The sequence below is a fragment of the Ligilactobacillus ruminis ATCC 27782 genome, assembly GCF_000224985.1.
Lineage (GTDB): Bacteria > Bacillota > Bacilli > Lactobacillales > Lactobacillaceae > Ligilactobacillus > Ligilactobacillus ruminis.
Window position 1 is genome coordinate 765,318 of record NC_015975.1, and the last position, 13,433, is coordinate 778,750.

The following is a 13,433-nucleotide window of genomic DNA, read 5'->3' on the forward strand; positions in this document are numbered from 1 at the left end:
GGTAAGCGGTCGTTAAAATAGCGTTCCTCATAAACCTCCGATATCTTGGCATGCTTTAGACATCAAGTATATCGGAGGTTTAATTATGAAATTGGATGACGTCGTGGAAGTCAACCTTGTTGACCTAAGCCCTAAAGAAACATATCGACCGGTCAGGGAAATGGCTGCGAAAATTATTACGGAAGATGTTGAAATCCGAATCTACAACGGAGCTTCGAGAGAGATTCTCAAAAATTTGAACAACTATCTTTGGTATCGTGATCAAAATGTTTCCAAATATAAATAATATGAAAATCTATCTCATTTGCGGTAAGACCGATCTTCGCAAAGGGATAGACGGATTGGCTGCTCTTGTTACCGAGGCGTTCAGTTTGGACGCCTATGATAATGCGATTTTTCTGTTTTGCGGTACACGTTCCGATCGTTTCAAGGCTCTTTACTGGGACAAAACAGGATTCGTGCTGTATTACAAGCGCATCGAAACGGACGCTTTCAGTGGCCGAGAAATCAGAGCGAGGTCAAAAAGATAAACGCGCATCAATTGCGCAGACTCTTGGCCGGATTTTCCGTAGAGGAAAAGAAAACCATTCTTCCTTGTGAAAAAGGGCTGCTTTGTTAAATATTGATACTCCTGCCTTACATTTTTATATGGATTTGGCAGGAGTTTTCATGTATAATTCAATTCATGCATACGGAACGGAGGTGAACGAGATGGACGAAAAAGATAAGCGTATCAAAGAGCTGGAACAACAAGTCGCTGAACTGAATGAACGAATTGCTTTTCTGACAAGCAAACTTTTTGGAAAAAAAACTGAAAAAACGCGCCGTCTTCAAGAAGATGACAGACAATTAGACCTGTTTGATCTGGAAGAAGAACAAAGCGAAAAGACTGAAGATTCCAAAGAGGCTTCGGTAAAATCGTATACCAAAAAGATTCGCAAAAAAAACCGGAAGATTGATACTTCAAAAATTCCGGTCGAAATTGTGAATCATGTGATGCCTGATGAAAAATGTTCCTGCCCTAAGTGTTGTGCCCGTCTCGTTCAGGTCGCGAATCCTAAGATTCGTGAAGAGGTGAAGTTCATACCGGCAAAACTCAGGCTTCTCGAACATCATCAGGCAGTATACAAGTGCCCTGAATGTTCTTCGGACGATCATTCGAAAATTTCAAAAGCTCCGATGCCCCGTTCGCTCATCAGTCACAGTAAGACAGGATCTCCTTCGATCATTGCGCATATTGCCGCGATGAAGTACGTCTACAAAGTTCCTTGCTATCGCCAGGAGGCAATGTGGAAGCTTAGGGGATTGCCGTTGACTCGTCAACAAATGTCAAAATGGATGATCGACGTCTTCAACAATCAGCTTTCGCCGCTGTATGATCTTTTATTGAAAGAGCTGAAAAGGCAGCGATTTCTTCATGTGGATGAAACACCTTATAATACTTTGGCTTCAGAAAAAGCAAACACTTATTATTGGGTTGTCACAAGTGGAAAATTTGAAGAAAAAAATATTGCCGCATTTACTCACAGTGACGGAAGATCATCCGATACTGCCAAGAAATTGTTGAGCGATTTTAATGGTTATGTCCAAACTGACGGCTATGCCGGATATAATTTTCTCGACAGGACCAGACACCTGGGGTGCCTGGCTCATGTTCGTCGCTATTTTGTCGATTCTTTGAAAAACAGCAGCTACAAAGCCTCAAAATCTTTTAGCGGAGAATAGTCAAAGACATCGATGAAGTCTTTGAATTGGAAAGAAAACTCTCAACCAAATTCAATGATGACGAACGCTTGAACTATCGAAGAAGAAAACTCCTTCCTGTAGTCAAGCGGGTATTTTCCAAGATAGCTTCAGTTACCGCATCTGCCAAGTCAGCATTGGGAAGAGCCAAAAACTACGCCCTGGGTCAAGAAATGAATATTCTGAACATCTTTGAAAAAGGATATTTTGAATTGTCCAACAACAGCGCAGAACGTGCTGTCAAAGAGAGCGTGATGGGGAGAAAAAACTGGCTGTTTTCATCAACTTTTGAAGGCGCAAGGGCTAATGCCGTTGCGTTGTCGCTGATATATACGGCCAAACTTAATCAGTTGGATCCTGAAAAATACTTGAGAAAAGTATTAACGGAGATTACCAACATTGAGGTATTTGATCCTGAAAGGTTCCGCCAACTTCTCCCATGGAACATCGATCTTACCTCATAAATAAGAAAATAAAAACGATGCATACGCAATAACCTGAGATAATAATACTATCTCGGGCTATTTGTGTACACACCGCTGTTTTAACGACCGCTTACTTGTGTCCGGAATGGATTTATTTTGCTCCGCTTCGTATTCTTGCATAAGGTATGCATATTTCTTCATCGTGATGGTCAAATCACTGTGTCCGAGCCGTTTGCTGATTGCGTATAGATCCACTCCCTGATAAAGCAGATAAGCAACGTGTGAATGGCGCAAACTGTGAAAATGATATCCTGCTTTGTTTAAGCCCGATTTAGACATCAATTTGCGCAATGCTTTGTTTACGGCATTGCTAGTAGGGATTTCTCCACGTTGATTTGCAAATACCATAATGTTTCCGTTAGATCTAAGTTGCTTAAGGATTGTCAATAAGCCTGAATTAACTGCTATAACGCGGTTAGATGCCTTGCTTTTCGTTTCTTTAAGTTCGCGCTGCACATAGCTATAGGATTTGTTAATGCTGATGGTTTGATGCATGAAATCAATGTCTTTCCACGTTAGTCCTGCTATTTCACCTAATCTTGCTCCGGTATAAATAGCAGTTATAATCATGTACAAGCTGGTATAGCGTGGGTCCAAATTTTCGGTTGCCGTCTGAATCAGCGTTTGGATTTCGTTGAAATTAAGATATTCTATCTGTCTTGTTTTGGTGCGATCATATGCCAGTTCTGCGCCAATAGTGAAATCTTTTTTTATCAATTCATCGTACAATGCAGATTTAACGCATCCTCGTACATAAATGTTTATTTCCGACATCATCTCTTTGCTATGGTCAGCCCCAAAATCGTTTAAAAACCGTTGGTATTTTTGACGGTTCATGTCAGCCAGCTCGGTATCAGGGAAGTGGTCATGCAGAATTTTATCGACATGCAGATATTTACGATAAGTGCTAGGGGCAACTTTGCCGATTTTATACGTCTCATGCCATTCAGTAAAATAGTCTGCGAACAGTTTTCCTTTTTTCTCGATTGAATTCTCAGATTCAATTTCTTGGGCAAAAGCTTTGGCTTCGTTTTTTGTTGCAAACCCCGCTTTGTAAACTTGTTTCAGTTTTCCGTTTTCGCGTCTGGAGACACGTACTGACCAACCAGTTTTGGTTTTTTTGTAACTAGCCATGGTATTTCCTCCTTTTAAATGATAAAATAGAGTATACAAATAGCGCACCTTTTAGGCGTTGTTTTTTTGATTCGCATTCCCTATCCGATTGGCGTTGGTGGAGGGGATGCGATTTTTTTGAAGATTACCTTTGAAATTCAGGAACATAGTTATCTCTCTGGGAGAATAGGATGGAATTGATCGATGAATTTTCATAAAGATGCAAGATATCATTGTTAATACTATTTATGTCTTTATCCTTATCGTTGATGAAAACATAAAAATCTGTATTGTCAGATCCAAGTGTTTCCCTAGTTTGTGCGACATCTGTTACAATCGACTGAGCGTATATTTGGTTATTTGGAGATGTCATAACTTTAATCAATCTTTGTGGGATGTCATTACCGAAACCTGGGATGCTATACTCAAATTTGTGAGTTAATCCGCTATTGCCGATGTAAGAAGCGTCTCTGATAACACGAATTTTGTTTTTGATGAAGAAATCATTAACATCCTCTAGAAAAAGGCTGGAAGTAGTCTTTTTAGACAACATAAACATATCGTTAACAAACAAGATTGCTTGCAGCAAACGGTGTTTCGATTCACCGTATTTTTTTAAATCGGTGACGATATATAGTTCTCCGTCGTCTTCGCTTACTCCATAAATTTTGAGCTGACGTTTGAATAAATCAAGCCTTTGTTTTGAACGATTAAGAAAAATGCCATGAGACTTCAAACCATCTAAAGTCCAACCATCATCTGTTAGCGTAATTTCATCATTATTATTGGCAATAGCGTATATAACGACACCATCAGAAGAGCTATCGATAAAAGGCGTATCAATTCTAATGATACCGTTCTCTAATTGACTATACTGAAATTCTTCTTTTACCCAATCAAGGTGTCTTTTTTTTAGAATTTTTGCGGTAATCATGATAAATCCCTCCTTCCTTGTATGTTATTTTATTCCTTTATATTCAAAAACTTGATAAATTTTTGAAAAGATTCGATAAGCTCATCAGATGCTTCGAAAATATGATTTTCTAACTCGTAAGCGTAAAGACCATCTGGTTCACTACTCTTGTAAATATGAATATGATTTCTTCCAACGTTTGTACCATCAGATTTGTTAATGTGATTATTGTTTGCATTTATACATAACCTGACAAGATGTAAATTATTTTGCTTAAACCTAATGTGCATGGAGTAGCGATGAAGATCATGTTTACCTCTGTAAACATGCAAGACATACTCTATTTCATATTTTTCATCGACAATCTTATAATCGCCATCAACCTTATAAAGTGTTATGGTTGGAAAAAATTTAGGCAATTCATCCAAACTGCTCTTGATTGAATCAATTAAAATATTGACTTGGTCGTCCGTTAAATCATCTAAATCCATTTGTTTCTCCTTTTTATATTTCCGATAATATTTTTTCGACCACCGGGGCATAACGTAGCGATAAGTGCCTGTTTTCTAAGAAAACAACCGGATTAATGCTTTTACAATCCAAATCATTTTCCATCAAATAGGTTTCTACTTCTTCTTTAAGCATGTACTCGGTAGCCTCAGCTTCCATCTTGTAGTGCGACGGTTTAGAGCAATTGTACAAACCCGCATAATCAGTTTGCGGGACATGGCCCAGCTCATGCAGCAACACTTTGGTTTGTTCTGATTCAGGCAACGCATTATTGATTACGATAATTCTGCATGCGGGGACATAATACCCTTTGCCATCTATGCAATCAGAGTAGACTATTTTAACGCCATACTCTTTTTCTATACTTTTCAACAGAGCGCATCACCACTAATCTTTCTTGTTCTTGAGATATCCCTCAATTATGCCGCGCAGCACTTCGCGATCGTTGTCCGTGATAGGCTTGCCATCATAGCTCATAACAGAATCGAGCGCTTCTTCGATGGTAGCGTTTGTCTGAGCCGCGGGTTTCCTGTCTAGCAAATAATCAATTGTCACGCCGAAATAGTCGGCGACTTTTTCCAAATCTTTAGCTTTAGGGTCCGCAGTTTTCCATCTATAAAATAGATTTTTGCTAAAGCCTAAATCTTCAGCAACTTGTTGCAAAGACTTATCATGTCTTTGGGCAAGTTTTTTTATTATCTCAAACGTTGTCATATCAACATTCCTCACGCTTTCTACAAGAAATTTATACGAAAGTATAAAAAATCTGTTGACAGTTTATACGAAACGTAATAAGATATCCTTGTAAGTTAATTCAAAAGAAAAATCAAAAGACAAAAACAAAGGCAAAACATTTAATCTCCGCCAAGAAATTAAGAGTAATCGCTTGTTTTTGTTTAATTAAGTACGATTTTATTTTATACCTTCGTATAAAAATAGTCAATAATTTTATATGATTTTTTCTATCGAAATTGCTTACGGGTGGGAGGGAGGAATATACAAGGAGGCGATTAAAATGCCAGAAACAATTAACGGCAGAGAGAAAATCAAAGCATATCTCAGTGCCAACGATATCTCCATTGCATCGTTGGCAACGATGTACGGGATGTCTAAACAAGATTTGTCAGACTATTTAGCAGGCAGGAAAAAGAATCCTAAGGCAAATCAGGTGATTTTAAAGATCATCTCTGACTTTAAGCTTTCCTAGAAAGGATGTTTTAAATGAATGAATTAAAGAATTTTAGTTTTGAAGGCCGACAAATCAGAGCCTTGACAATTGAAGAGAAGCCTTATTTTGTCGGCAAAGATGTAGTAGACATTCTCGGGTACCGAAACGGTAGCCGAGATATTAACCGCCATGTAGATGAAGAGGACAGACGCAAAGCCATGATCTTTGATGGTAACCAAGATAAAGAAACTATCATTATCAATGAATCAGGTCTTTACAGCTTGATTTTATCAAGCAAATTACCGGATGCCAAAAAATTCAAACACTGGGTCACGTCGGAGGTGCTTCCAACAATCCGCAAACACGGAGCATACATGACGGACCAAAAGGCGGTGGCAATTGTGACTGACAAGAATGCACTGGCTGACTTGCTTCAACAAGCGGCAGATCAGCTCAAAGAAAAGGACGTTAAGATTGAACGTCTAACAGCTGAATTGGAGGTTTCAAACAAGAAAGCCACTTACCTGGACTTGATTGTGGAAACCAAGGACGGTATGACAGCTACACAGGTTGCTCAAGACTACGGGTTGTCGGCTAAGAAGTTCAACGCTTTGCTTAACGCATTAGGAGTTCAACGCAAGGTCAACGAACAATGGATTTTATACGCCAAGTACCAAGGTAAGGGCTACATTGCAAGCAAGACCTTCACCTACACAGATTCAACCGGCAAGAACCACGCAAAGATCAACACAGTTTGGACACAAAAAGGGCGTTTGTTCCTGTACGAACTGCTCAAAGCTAATGGTATCCTGCCTTTGATTGAACGTGAAGATATTGCATAGGAGGTTTTCTTATGAACAATCTGGAAAAATTCATATCTGAAACACGTGACGAAAAAAATCCAATGGACAATTGGACAAGAGTAATTATCGAAACAGAAGAAAAGAATCCTAAGCCAATAGCAGTTATCACTAACGATAATTTTGAATTGGCAAAAGGATTCAGAATACGATTATTGCCTAGCGAAAATTAATTCTTATCCCTAGGAGGGAAAGGATCGTGTCCATGGCTATCGCGGCTTTGAATTTGACCATTTTTACCATGGACAATGAGTTCGGAATGCTGATTCTGAGAAATGCTACGAGCAATTTTGATAGCTTCTTGTTTTGTTTCAGTATGGACTGTAGCTCTTTTTGAACCGGCTCCTTTTACGTTCCAACCGCCGTCTTTGGCAGGAACGACGTGTTGATTTCTTCTCATAAAATCACTCCTTTCTTGATAAATATTGCAAATAAACAATTTTAGGAGGCTGCTTATTTGCTAAAAAACAATATATCAGAAATAACAATTTATGTCAATATATAGACAATTAAGCAAGGAGGAACACAATATGTTGTGGGATAAGATACAAAAGATATTGTCGGAAAAGAAAATGAGTATTAATCAGCTGTCATTGAAGATGGGGCTGTCTAAAAACAACAGGACAATGTATCAGTTGCGGAACGGGAAGATAAAAAAGCCTAGTTTTGAGCTCATGTGCAAAATAGCAGATGCGTTGGATGTCAGTTTAGATATTTTCAAAGAATAGGAGGATTTAATATGTCACCAATAGAAATAACTGTTGACCAAAAATATGTCGAAAACTTGGTCAACAGCAGAATTGATGATCTGCTTAATCAAGATTTGTTGGGCATTACGTGGTCGCTTGACGAATTCCGCAAAAAGTGCTGCGGAAACAAAAGCCGAGCGTGGGTAGCGCTCTACATCTTCTCACGGTTTAACGACGAAATTACCGGGCCTGATGGCTGGCTGATCCGTGCCAACGCCCGTGGTCAGCAAAACATAATCTTTGCCAAGGCTGCCAAAGAGTGGATGGAAGAGAACCGTCAGCGGATTGACTGGCGGGCCAAGTTACCAAGATAGGAGGAATCGGAATGGAAAAGGGAATCACCATCAGCCTGGACATGTTGGGACTGTTGCTAGCCATGGTGACAGACGCTGACTGGGAGACAGAAAACGAAGAGAACGTCGCCACTTATTGCATGGCAAAAACGTTTAAAGAATACGGCTATAAAGCAGGCCTTGACCTAATTGGCTATGTTGCCGCATTCCAGTTGCGAGAAGTGCGTAAGCGCGGTGGAGACACTGGAAAGATCATAGATGTTCTGACGCAAGAATTTGGTGCTGACGGACTTGAAGCGACATCTACAAAGCTCGAAGAAATCGAAATAGTAAGGAGAAAGAGAAAATGACTGAAAAGGAATTGTTAATCGCATTGAGGTTAACACAGCATAACCACAAAGTTTTGATGAAGATCAAAAACAAACAATTGGAGGCGAAAATCAAATGAGAAAATTCAAAATTACGTACAAAGAACTCAATGAGGAGCATTATCCTCTCGAAAGTCGGCTTACCATTTTAGACGTTTATGATATCGAAATTGACGAAGGCTTTGTTGGCATTTGGATTGATGATAGCCACAAAGGCGCTACACCTGATATGGCCATCAATGCTAATTTGGTGTATAAAATCGAGCGAATCGAGGAGGAGAACAAATGAAAAACTTACTGGATATCAGAAAAGAACGCAAAGATGTCCTGACATACTGGACTGTCGGAGACATCACGGAAAACTGGGCACCGGAAAGAGTTGCCTGCATTGCCGCTTTTCTGGAAGAGTTAGATGGCGAAAAAGATGCCATTGTAAGGGGGTGATGTTATGGATTGTAAGAGGGATGCCTTTCTGGTGATTGACCCTGTGACAGGAGCTACAAAGCTGGTCGAACAGCCTAAAGAACCGGAGCAAATCGTGAAGGCTTTCTTTAAGAAAGCCAAGGAACCTAATAGTTTGCTTTGGGCCTTGGATAAGCTGGCTTATAAAGACTGGCGGAAATGGGACCCGGCAAGGCAAAAATTATGGGATGCGTTAAACGAGCTAGACAAGCTCGGATATTAAAAAAACCGCCCGATATAAGGGCGGCACAAAATTAGCACGTGCTAAGTATAGCACACTTTGGGAGGAAATAAAAATGGAAATAAATCAATTGCAGAAGCAACAAACACAAAGAAGCATTACATTCAAGGCATACGGATATTACCTTCAGATGGCGATATACACCGAGCTCATCAAGCAGACGTTTGGCGTTGAGTGCCAGCCGTTCATCTTTGCGGTGTCAAAGCAGACACCATGCGACCATGACGCTTTCAGTTTCAATTCCGAACAGGATCAGGAATATCTCAAGGAGGCTTTGGAAGACGTCAAGGAACATCAGGATCATATAGCTGACCTGATTGCCGGCAGAGCTGAACCGGAGCGGTGCGGTCATTGCGAATACTGCAGGGCGACGAAGCAAATCACGGCGTTCACAAGTGCTGCGGATATTGAAGTTGAGTAAGGAAGCTTGGGCAGTGGCCTTATGACACCGGACGGGTGGGATGCCCGAATCGGAAAGGAAGGAGAGATAATCATGGCATATTTCAGAGTTAATAAGAACCGAGACTACACGGTCATGAGTAACCATCATCTAAGGGACAGGAACTTGTCGCTTAGAGCGATAGGGCTCTTATCTAAGATGCTGTCGTTGCCTGATGACTGGGATTACTCAGTTCCTGGGTTGGTTGCTATCTGCCAGGAAAGCAAGAACATCATACAAGGAGCACTTAAGGAACTTGAGAAAAACGGCTATTTAGTTCGAACCATGACCAGAGACTCAAGTGGACATATCGGATATAACTACGATGTATACGAGCAACCGCAACACACTTTACCGCGACCGGAAAAACCGTTCACGGTAGAACCGTGCACGGTATCACCGTCTACAGTGGAACCGTGCACGGAAAAACCAGCCACAATTAAATACTAAAGAATTAAATACTGAAAGAGCAAGTACGCAGGAGAAAGCCGTTGAACCAAATGTAGTTAACATAGAGGATCAGCAGAAACAGACAACCGACTGCGGCGGCTTCGCCAAAGTAACCCAATTTTATCAAGATAATTTTGGGATGCTCAGCAGCTATCTTTACGATGACATCAGGCAGACGTATAACGAATGGCAGCAACAATCAAAGGAGCCTGATCTTATCATCATCAAGGCGATGCAGATAGCCTTGAGCAATAACGTGCGCAACTGGAAATACGCATGCGCCGTTCTGCGAACCTGGGAGGATAAGCGACCGCAAAGTTTATCAGATGTCGAAGCGCTAGAGGCGGAGCACAAAAACAACAGAACTGCTAAATCAAAACACGCTAAACCAGAAAAACAGAAAACGATGGAGAACTTCGATGACCTGGCGAACAAGCAGAACGCAGGCATTGACATGAGCGAAACCTTGTCGGATATCGAATCTCTCAAGAATCAACTTTACGGATAGGAGATTGTTATGTACAAAAGAACGCATGCTGCTTCTCACTTTGGAAAAAAAGTCGTGCTTGACGGATTCAAGTTTGACTCTCTAAAAGAAGCGACGTTCTACCAACGATATATCAAGCCTAGTGGCTACCAGTTTACCACACAGGAACGATTTACGTTGCTTGAGACATTCCCCCTGGAATTAGTCAAGCTTCGTCAGACGGTATATAAGAGCGATTTCGTGGTGTATGACAAGAACGGCTCAATCAAGCATGTATATGACGTCAAGAACGGATATACCGAGTATGCCATAGACCCGAAGTCCAAGCTCAAGTTCTCGTTGTTTGCGAGAAAGTACGGTGTTCCGGTTGAAGTGGTTGTCATGCGTAAGAACTACTTCAATGTCGCCATTCTGGGCACTACGAAAAAAGTCAAGCCAGTGCCGATGGTCAACATCGATTATGACTGGCAAGACATTATCAGATAATCACACCATGGCAAACCAAACACTGTATTTGCCATGGGCACGGACCCTTAGCTCAGTCGGCAGAGCAGACGGCTCATAACCGTCCGGTCGCAGGTTCGAGCCCTGCAGGGTCCATCGCCCCTATATGCTCCGGGGCGAAAAAAAAGATATTAGTCTTTGACTTTGAGAACGCAAGCATTGACGGGTTTGGATACTCACAATTGAAAACCTGAAGTGTAGCGCAAATCGGGTCATAGATAGCACGCGGGCATCATGGTCAGCGCTCAAAGCGTAACGCGTGCATAGCCGACTGATTGTTCTTGAGTCGATAATTGGTTGGTTAGCCGTTGCTAGGCATAACTCCTTTAAGAAATTAGTTGTAACGTACGGATAATCAGGCTCAAGTGTGCCGGAAACGGTCCATCTCATGATGAGGAGGTTCGAGTCCTCCGCCGGCGCATTGTAAGGAGGGAAGAAGATGAAAAACTACTTAGTGACCATTAAAATCGGCAAGGTCATCACAAACAAGTTGGTCAAAGCTGAAACTGCTGAAGAAGCAGAGAAGGAGGCGCTTAGATGCGCATCACAAGAGACTACGGACTTACAAGCTCCAAGCTAGAGCATGACCTGCTCGCGAGCATCGACAAAAGCATGAGGGCTGATGCCAGAAAACGCAGGAAGAAAGTGTCGGTGGTAAGACCTGGAAGAAAGTACAGTCATGCGTGGCATGGTCAGAGTTTAGGAGGACGAAAATGAAATTATGGGAGATGAAACAAAATGAATGAGGAAGAATTACTCAGACAACTGAAACACAATTTGGTGATATTTGCTAAAGATTACAGACGTATCTTTAAAGAGTATAAAGATGATAAAGATCAGCATTTAAGTTGGAGTTATAAAACAGCAATAGGACTAGCAAGAATATCTGGCCAAGACGTAATGACCAATTTAGGAATGCTTGAATATTTATGGGACAAAAAAGCCGAAGAACATGATGAAAAAATCAGACAAAAGTTAAAAGATCAGAAGAGGAAGGGGAAGGAAAATTCCGATGAAAGAGATGAATAAATTAGGATGCATTGCTTCTGCAGCATTCTTTGCCTGGTGTGTTGTTATGTATCTGTTTTGCAAGTGGTTAGAGGGGTGAGACGATGGCATTGAAGTTTGGAAAAGCGGTTACGATGATTGTGGAAAGATATGGCTGGAGTGCATTTGACAACTTGAGTGCAATTAATGATCCGGATCTTGGCAAGGATGTTGAAATGGTTCGGAAGGTCAGGAAGAAAAAGGACGATATACATGCGAATAAAACTGGTGCAAACTTGCGCCATGCACGTCCGCCACGCGAGAAAATCGAGAAAATGGTTGATAAGGGAATGACTTATGCCGAGATTGGAGAGGCAATCGGCTCCACTCCCGAAGCGGCAAGCAAGACTGTCAGGAGGTATGGGTTGTCAGAAAGATACTGGTTTGCGCATGGCATGTACAATCTCATCAAATCAGATCCCTATCGCAAGTTAGTTGAGCAGAGGAAAGCTGAGCTGAAGTCTTTGATTGATCACGGAGCCACCGATGCCGCTATAGGTGCGGAATTAGGAATGACCGTCAGTCGGGTCAAGTACTGGATTAGGGAATGGAATCTAGGGCGTAGGAAGCATATTATCGCAACCGGAAGGTTCAGATAATAAGCAGGAGGGGGTGATTGACAGTGAATGACTTTAAGACAAATAAAGCATATCTTTTTCAGTATCGAAAGAAGATGGAAAAAATTCGGCGGTTGGAAGATAAGCTGGCGCAAATCGATGGTGACATCATATCGCTCAAATCGCCGGTAAGCGATGGTATGCCGAAGGCATCCATCCGTATCACGCTTGACGATAAGCTGATACAGCGCGACGAGCTGGAAGGCAAAATCAACACTCTGTTGACGCATGCCAGAAAAAACCGGTCGGATATATCCCGATGCATTGACGCTCTTGACAATCAGAAGCAGGCATTGGTACTGGACCGTTATTTCATCAGTGCTCAATCCTTGGAGTACATTGCAGATGACATCGGATATAGTCGCAGCTACGTAACTAAACTGTACGTCCAAGGGGTACAGTCAGTCATCGTGGTGTAGTAACCAACAGTATACAAACAGTGTACAAAGAGTATATAAACAGTGTACTGATAGTAACCATTGGACCATGCTATTATAGTATCGTTGAAAAGAAGGCAAGGAACAGTCCCCCCTGTTACCTTGTCTTTTTTAATACCCTGGGGTCGATACGGTTTTCAGCATCCCCCCCCTATGTTTTTTTAATCCCCCTGGGGAGGTGGTCAGTACGGTTAGAGCGGATAGGCAAGGACAACACAGGACAGCGTTTGAGAAGAACAAGAAACGCTTGTTGATGACACAGAACACATGCGGAATTTGTGGTATGCCGATTGACAAATCACTAAAGCCACCTGATCCAATGTCACCGGTTGTTGATCACATCGTACCAATCAGCAAAGGTGGGCATCCGTCAAGTATAGACAATCTGCAGCTGGCACATTGGACGTGCAATCGGCAGAAGTCTGACAAGCTTTATGCTGACGGTTTCAAAAAGAAGCCTCAAGTAATCGGCAATCGCAATCTTCCTCAGTCAATCAACTGGGCAGCGTACAGAGAGGGGGGATAACCCCCTACCCTCGCGTCACGC

28 protein-coding genes and 1 tRNA gene are annotated in these 13,433 nt (G+C 41.7%); 23 read left to right on the plus strand and 6 right to left on the minus strand.

What is annotated here, in order from left to right; genetic code table 11:
• The first annotated feature begins 85 nt into the window (after positions 1 to 85).
• The 4 genes from LRC_RS03835 to LRC_RS11880 all read left to right on the plus strand — a co-directional run bounded on the left by LRC_RS03835 (position 86) and on the right by LRC_RS11880 (position 2,207).
• Positions 86 to 286: a hypothetical protein gene (locus tag LRC_RS03835; RefSeq protein ID WP_014073217.1), complete on the plus strand. Its 201-nt coding sequence runs from the start codon at positions 86 to 88 to the stop codon at positions 284 to 286.
• Between the two features lies 1 nt (position 287).
• The gene (gene tnpB / locus LRC_RS03840; protein WP_014073218.1) at positions 288 to 530 is read left to right on the plus strand and encodes an IS66 family insertion sequence element accessory protein TnpB; all 243 of its coding nucleotides are present in this window, start codon (positions 288 to 290) and stop codon (positions 528 to 530) included.
• Positions 531 to 648: 118 nt separating this feature from the next.
• Positions 649 to 1,725, plus strand: coding sequence for an IS66 family transposase (tnpC, locus tag LRC_RS10510; RefSeq protein WP_258414672.1), 1,077 nt, complete (start codon positions 649 to 651; stop codon positions 1,723 to 1,725).
• A gap of 26 nt (positions 1,726 to 1,751) precedes the next feature.
• The gene (locus LRC_RS11880; protein ID WP_041819927.1) at positions 1,752 to 2,207 is read left to right on the plus strand and encodes an IS66 family transposase; all 456 of its coding nucleotides are present in this window, start codon (positions 1,752 to 1,754) and stop codon (positions 2,205 to 2,207) included.
• A 57-nt stretch (positions 2,208 to 2,264) separates the two neighbouring features.
• Here LRC_RS11880 and LRC_RS03855 read toward each other — a convergent pair whose 3' ends face one another.
• The 5 genes from LRC_RS03855 to LRC_RS03875 form a co-directional block, all read right to left on the minus strand.
• Positions 2,265 to 3,362: a site-specific integrase gene (locus LRC_RS03855; protein ID WP_014073219.1), complete on the minus strand. Its 1,098-nt coding sequence runs from the start codon at positions 3,360 to 3,362 to the stop codon at positions 2,265 to 2,267.
• Between the two features lie 124 nt (positions 3,363 to 3,486).
• The gene (locus LRC_RS03860; protein WP_014073220.1) at positions 3,487 to 4,275 is read right to left on the minus strand and encodes a DUF1828 domain-containing protein; all 789 of its coding nucleotides are present in this window, start codon (positions 4,273 to 4,275) and stop codon (positions 3,487 to 3,489) included.
• A 29-nt stretch (positions 4,276 to 4,304) separates the two neighbouring features.
• Positions 4,305 to 4,745 (minus strand): DUF6978 family protein, encoded by a 441-nt coding sequence (locus tag LRC_RS03865; protein WP_041819929.1) that lies wholly within the window; start codon positions 4,743 to 4,745, stop codon positions 4,305 to 4,307.
• Positions 4,746 to 4,758: 13 nt separating this feature from the next.
• Complete coding sequence (locus LRC_RS03870) at positions 4,759 to 5,136, minus strand: DUF6782 family putative metallopeptidase (RefSeq protein WP_041819930.1); 378 nt, start codon at positions 5,134 to 5,136, stop codon at positions 4,759 to 4,761.
• Between the two features lie 15 nt (positions 5,137 to 5,151).
• Complete coding sequence (locus LRC_RS03875; protein WP_003698194.1) at positions 5,152 to 5,478, minus strand: helix-turn-helix domain-containing protein; 327 nt, start codon at positions 5,476 to 5,478, stop codon at positions 5,152 to 5,154.
• 301 nt (positions 5,479 to 5,779) lie between these two features.
• Here LRC_RS03875 and LRC_RS03880 point away from each other — a divergent pair, with 301 nt between their 5' ends.
• From LRC_RS03880 to LRC_RS03890, 3 genes are read left to right on the plus strand one after another with little or no spacing between them, the layout of a single operon-like run.
• Positions 5,780 to 5,971, plus strand: coding sequence for an antirepressor (locus LRC_RS03880; RefSeq protein WP_041819933.1), 192 nt, complete (start codon positions 5,780 to 5,782; stop codon positions 5,969 to 5,971).
• 14 nt (positions 5,972 to 5,985) lie between these two features.
• Complete coding sequence (locus LRC_RS03885) at positions 5,986 to 6,774, plus strand: phage antirepressor KilAC domain-containing protein (RefSeq protein ID WP_014073222.1); 789 nt, start codon at positions 5,986 to 5,988, stop codon at positions 6,772 to 6,774.
• A gap of 11 nt (positions 6,775 to 6,785) precedes the next feature.
• Positions 6,786 to 6,965 (plus strand): hypothetical protein, encoded by a 180-nt coding sequence (locus tag LRC_RS03890; RefSeq protein ID WP_014073223.1) that lies wholly within the window; start codon positions 6,786 to 6,788, stop codon positions 6,963 to 6,965.
• Here LRC_RS03890 and LRC_RS03895 read toward each other — a convergent pair.
• Positions 6,962 to 7,192, minus strand: a complete 231-nt coding sequence (locus LRC_RS03895) for a DUF2188 domain-containing protein (RefSeq protein ID WP_041819934.1) — start codon at positions 7,190 to 7,192, stop codon at positions 6,962 to 6,964. The genes LRC_RS03890 and LRC_RS03895 overlap by 4 nt on opposite strands.
• A gap of 130 nt (positions 7,193 to 7,322) precedes the next feature.
• Here LRC_RS03895 and LRC_RS03900 point away from each other — a divergent pair, with 130 nt between their 5' ends.
• From LRC_RS03900 to LRC_RS03965, 16 genes are all read left to right on the plus strand, one after another.
• Positions 7,323 to 7,520: a helix-turn-helix domain-containing protein gene (locus tag LRC_RS03900; RefSeq protein WP_014073224.1), complete on the plus strand. Its 198-nt coding sequence runs from the start codon at positions 7,323 to 7,325 to the stop codon at positions 7,518 to 7,520.
• 11 nt (positions 7,521 to 7,531) lie between these two features.
• Entirely contained in the window at positions 7,532 to 7,855 is a 324-nt protein-coding gene (locus LRC_RS03905) for a DUF771 domain-containing protein (protein ID WP_014073225.1), read from the plus strand.
• Positions 7,856 to 7,866: 11 nt separating this feature from the next.
• Positions 7,867 to 8,184 carry a hypothetical protein gene (locus tag LRC_RS03910; protein ID WP_014073226.1) on the plus strand — a complete coding sequence of 106 codons (318 nt, stop codon included), beginning with the start codon at positions 7,867 to 7,869 and terminating at the stop codon, positions 8,182 to 8,184.
• A 94-nt stretch (positions 8,185 to 8,278) separates the two neighbouring features.
• Positions 8,279 to 8,491 (plus strand): hypothetical protein, encoded by a 213-nt coding sequence (locus tag LRC_RS03915; protein WP_041819935.1) that lies wholly within the window; start codon positions 8,279 to 8,281, stop codon positions 8,489 to 8,491.
• Positions 8,488 to 8,646, plus strand: coding sequence for a hypothetical protein (locus LRC_RS11540; RefSeq protein ID WP_014073227.1), 159 nt, complete (start codon positions 8,488 to 8,490; stop codon positions 8,644 to 8,646). The genes LRC_RS03915 and LRC_RS11540 overlap by 4 nt, the downstream gene beginning before the upstream one ends.
• Before the next feature lie 4 nt (positions 8,647 to 8,650).
• Positions 8,651 to 8,887 carry a hypothetical protein gene (locus LRC_RS03920; protein WP_014073228.1) on the plus strand — a complete coding sequence of 79 codons (237 nt, stop codon included), beginning with the start codon at positions 8,651 to 8,653 and terminating at the stop codon, positions 8,885 to 8,887.
• Positions 8,888 to 8,960: 73 nt separating this feature from the next.
• A complete protein-coding gene (locus tag LRC_RS03925; protein ID WP_014073229.1) occupies positions 8,961 to 9,326 on the plus strand; it encodes a PD-(D/E)XK nuclease-like domain-containing protein in 366 nt (121 codons plus the stop codon).
• Positions 9,327 to 9,440: 114 nt separating this feature from the next.
• On the plus strand, positions 9,441 to 9,794 hold the full coding sequence (locus tag LRC_RS12185) for a helix-turn-helix domain-containing protein (protein WP_338034090.1): 354 nt from the start codon (positions 9,441 to 9,443) through the stop codon (positions 9,792 to 9,794).
• Positions 9,795 to 9,855: 61 nt separating this feature from the next.
• Positions 9,856 to 10,302 (plus strand): DnaD domain-containing protein, encoded by a 447-nt coding sequence (locus LRC_RS10235; protein ID WP_258414848.1) that lies wholly within the window; start codon positions 9,856 to 9,858, stop codon positions 10,300 to 10,302.
• A gap of 9 nt (positions 10,303 to 10,311) precedes the next feature.
• Positions 10,312 to 10,767 carry a DUF1064 domain-containing protein gene (locus tag LRC_RS03940; protein ID WP_014073231.1) on the plus strand — a complete coding sequence of 152 codons (456 nt, stop codon included), beginning with the start codon at positions 10,312 to 10,314 and terminating at the stop codon, positions 10,765 to 10,767.
• Between the two features lie 41 nt (positions 10,768 to 10,808).
• A tRNA-Ile gene (locus tag LRC_RS03945) sits at positions 10,809 to 10,881 on the plus strand.
• A 343-nt stretch (positions 10,882 to 11,224) separates the two neighbouring features.
• Positions 11,225 to 11,365: a hypothetical protein gene (locus LRC_RS11545; protein ID WP_154236503.1), complete on the plus strand. Its 141-nt coding sequence runs from the start codon at positions 11,225 to 11,227 to the stop codon at positions 11,363 to 11,365.
• Positions 11,366 to 11,523: 158 nt separating this feature from the next.
• Entirely contained in the window at positions 11,524 to 11,814 is a 291-nt protein-coding gene (locus tag LRC_RS03950; protein WP_041819936.1) for a hypothetical protein, read from the plus strand.
• Between the two features lie 83 nt (positions 11,815 to 11,897).
• The gene (locus tag LRC_RS03955) at positions 11,898 to 12,431 is read left to right on the plus strand and encodes a transposase (RefSeq protein WP_014073232.1); all 534 of its coding nucleotides are present in this window, start codon (positions 11,898 to 11,900) and stop codon (positions 12,429 to 12,431) included.
• 23 nt (positions 12,432 to 12,454) lie between these two features.
• Positions 12,455 to 12,868 (plus strand): hypothetical protein, encoded by a 414-nt coding sequence (locus tag LRC_RS03960; RefSeq protein ID WP_014073233.1) that lies wholly within the window; start codon positions 12,455 to 12,457, stop codon positions 12,866 to 12,868.
• 196 nt (positions 12,869 to 13,064) lie between these two features.
• A complete protein-coding gene (locus LRC_RS03965) occupies positions 13,065 to 13,412 on the plus strand; it encodes an HNH endonuclease (RefSeq protein WP_014073234.1) in 348 nt (115 codons plus the stop codon).
• Positions 13,413 to 13,433: the final 21 nt, after the last annotated feature.

Bases quoted from the DNA above. Each gene is read 5' to 3' on its own strand.
- LRC_RS03885 (WP_014073222.1), top strand. From the start codon at position 5,986: ATGAATGAATTAAAGAATTTTAGTTTTGAAGGCCGACAAATCAGAGCC.
- LRC_RS03925 (WP_014073229.1), top strand. From the start codon at position 8,961: ATGGAAATAAATCAATTGCAGAAGCAACAAACACAAAGAAGCATTACA.
- LRC_RS03860 (WP_014073220.1), bottom strand. From the start codon at position 4,275: ATGATTACCGCAAAAATTCTAAAAAAAAGACACCTTGATTGGGTAAAA.
- tnpB (WP_014073218.1), top strand. From the start codon at position 288: ATGAAAATCTATCTCATTTGCGGTAAGACCGATCTTCGCAAAGGGATA.
- tnpC (WP_258414672.1), top strand. From the start codon at position 649: ATGGATTTGGCAGGAGTTTTCATGTATAATTCAATTCATGCATACGGA.
- LRC_RS03940 (WP_014073231.1), top strand. From the start codon at position 10,312: ATGTACAAAAGAACGCATGCTGCTTCTCACTTTGGAAAAAAAGTCGTG.
- LRC_RS03880 (WP_041819933.1), top strand. From the start codon at position 5,780: ATGCCAGAAACAATTAACGGCAGAGAGAAAATCAAAGCATATCTCAGT.
- LRC_RS03950 (WP_041819936.1), top strand. From the start codon at position 11,524: ATGAATGAGGAAGAATTACTCAGACAACTGAAACACAATTTGGTGATA.
- LRC_RS03910 (WP_014073226.1), top strand. From the start codon at position 7,867: ATGGAAAAGGGAATCACCATCAGCCTGGACATGTTGGGACTGTTGCTA.
- LRC_RS03920 (WP_014073228.1), top strand. From the start codon at position 8,651: ATGGATTGTAAGAGGGATGCCTTTCTGGTGATTGACCCTGTGACAGGA.
- LRC_RS03875 (WP_003698194.1), bottom strand. From the start codon at position 5,478: ATGACAACGTTTGAGATAATAAAAAAACTTGCCCAAAGACATGATAAG.
- LRC_RS03905 (WP_014073225.1), top strand. From the start codon at position 7,532: ATGTCACCAATAGAAATAACTGTTGACCAAAAATATGTCGAAAACTTG.
- LRC_RS11545 (WP_154236503.1), top strand. From the start codon at position 11,225: ATGAAAAACTACTTAGTGACCATTAAAATCGGCAAGGTCATCACAAAC.
- LRC_RS03895 (WP_041819934.1), bottom strand. From the start codon at position 7,192: ATGAGAAGAAATCAACACGTCGTTCCTGCCAAAGACGGCGGTTGGAAC.
- LRC_RS11540 (WP_014073227.1), top strand. From the start codon at position 8,488: ATGAAAAACTTACTGGATATCAGAAAAGAACGCAAAGATGTCCTGACA.
- LRC_RS03900 (WP_014073224.1), top strand. From the start codon at position 7,323: ATGTTGTGGGATAAGATACAAAAGATATTGTCGGAAAAGAAAATGAGT.
- LRC_RS03890 (WP_014073223.1), top strand. From the start codon at position 6,786: ATGAACAATCTGGAAAAATTCATATCTGAAACACGTGACGAAAAAAAT.
- LRC_RS03855 (WP_014073219.1), bottom strand. From the start codon at position 3,362: ATGGCTAGTTACAAAAAAACCAAAACTGGTTGGTCAGTACGTGTCTCC.
- LRC_RS03915 (WP_041819935.1), top strand. From the start codon at position 8,279: ATGAGAAAATTCAAAATTACGTACAAAGAACTCAATGAGGAGCATTAT.
- LRC_RS12185 (WP_338034090.1), top strand. From the start codon at position 9,441: ATGAGTAACCATCATCTAAGGGACAGGAACTTGTCGCTTAGAGCGATA.
- LRC_RS03955 (WP_014073232.1), top strand. From the start codon at position 11,898: ATGGCATTGAAGTTTGGAAAAGCGGTTACGATGATTGTGGAAAGATAT.
- LRC_RS03865 (WP_041819929.1), bottom strand. From the start codon at position 4,745: ATGGATTTAGATGATTTAACGGACGACCAAGTCAATATTTTAATTGAT.
- LRC_RS03835 (WP_014073217.1), top strand. From the start codon at position 86: ATGAAATTGGATGACGTCGTGGAAGTCAACCTTGTTGACCTAAGCCCT.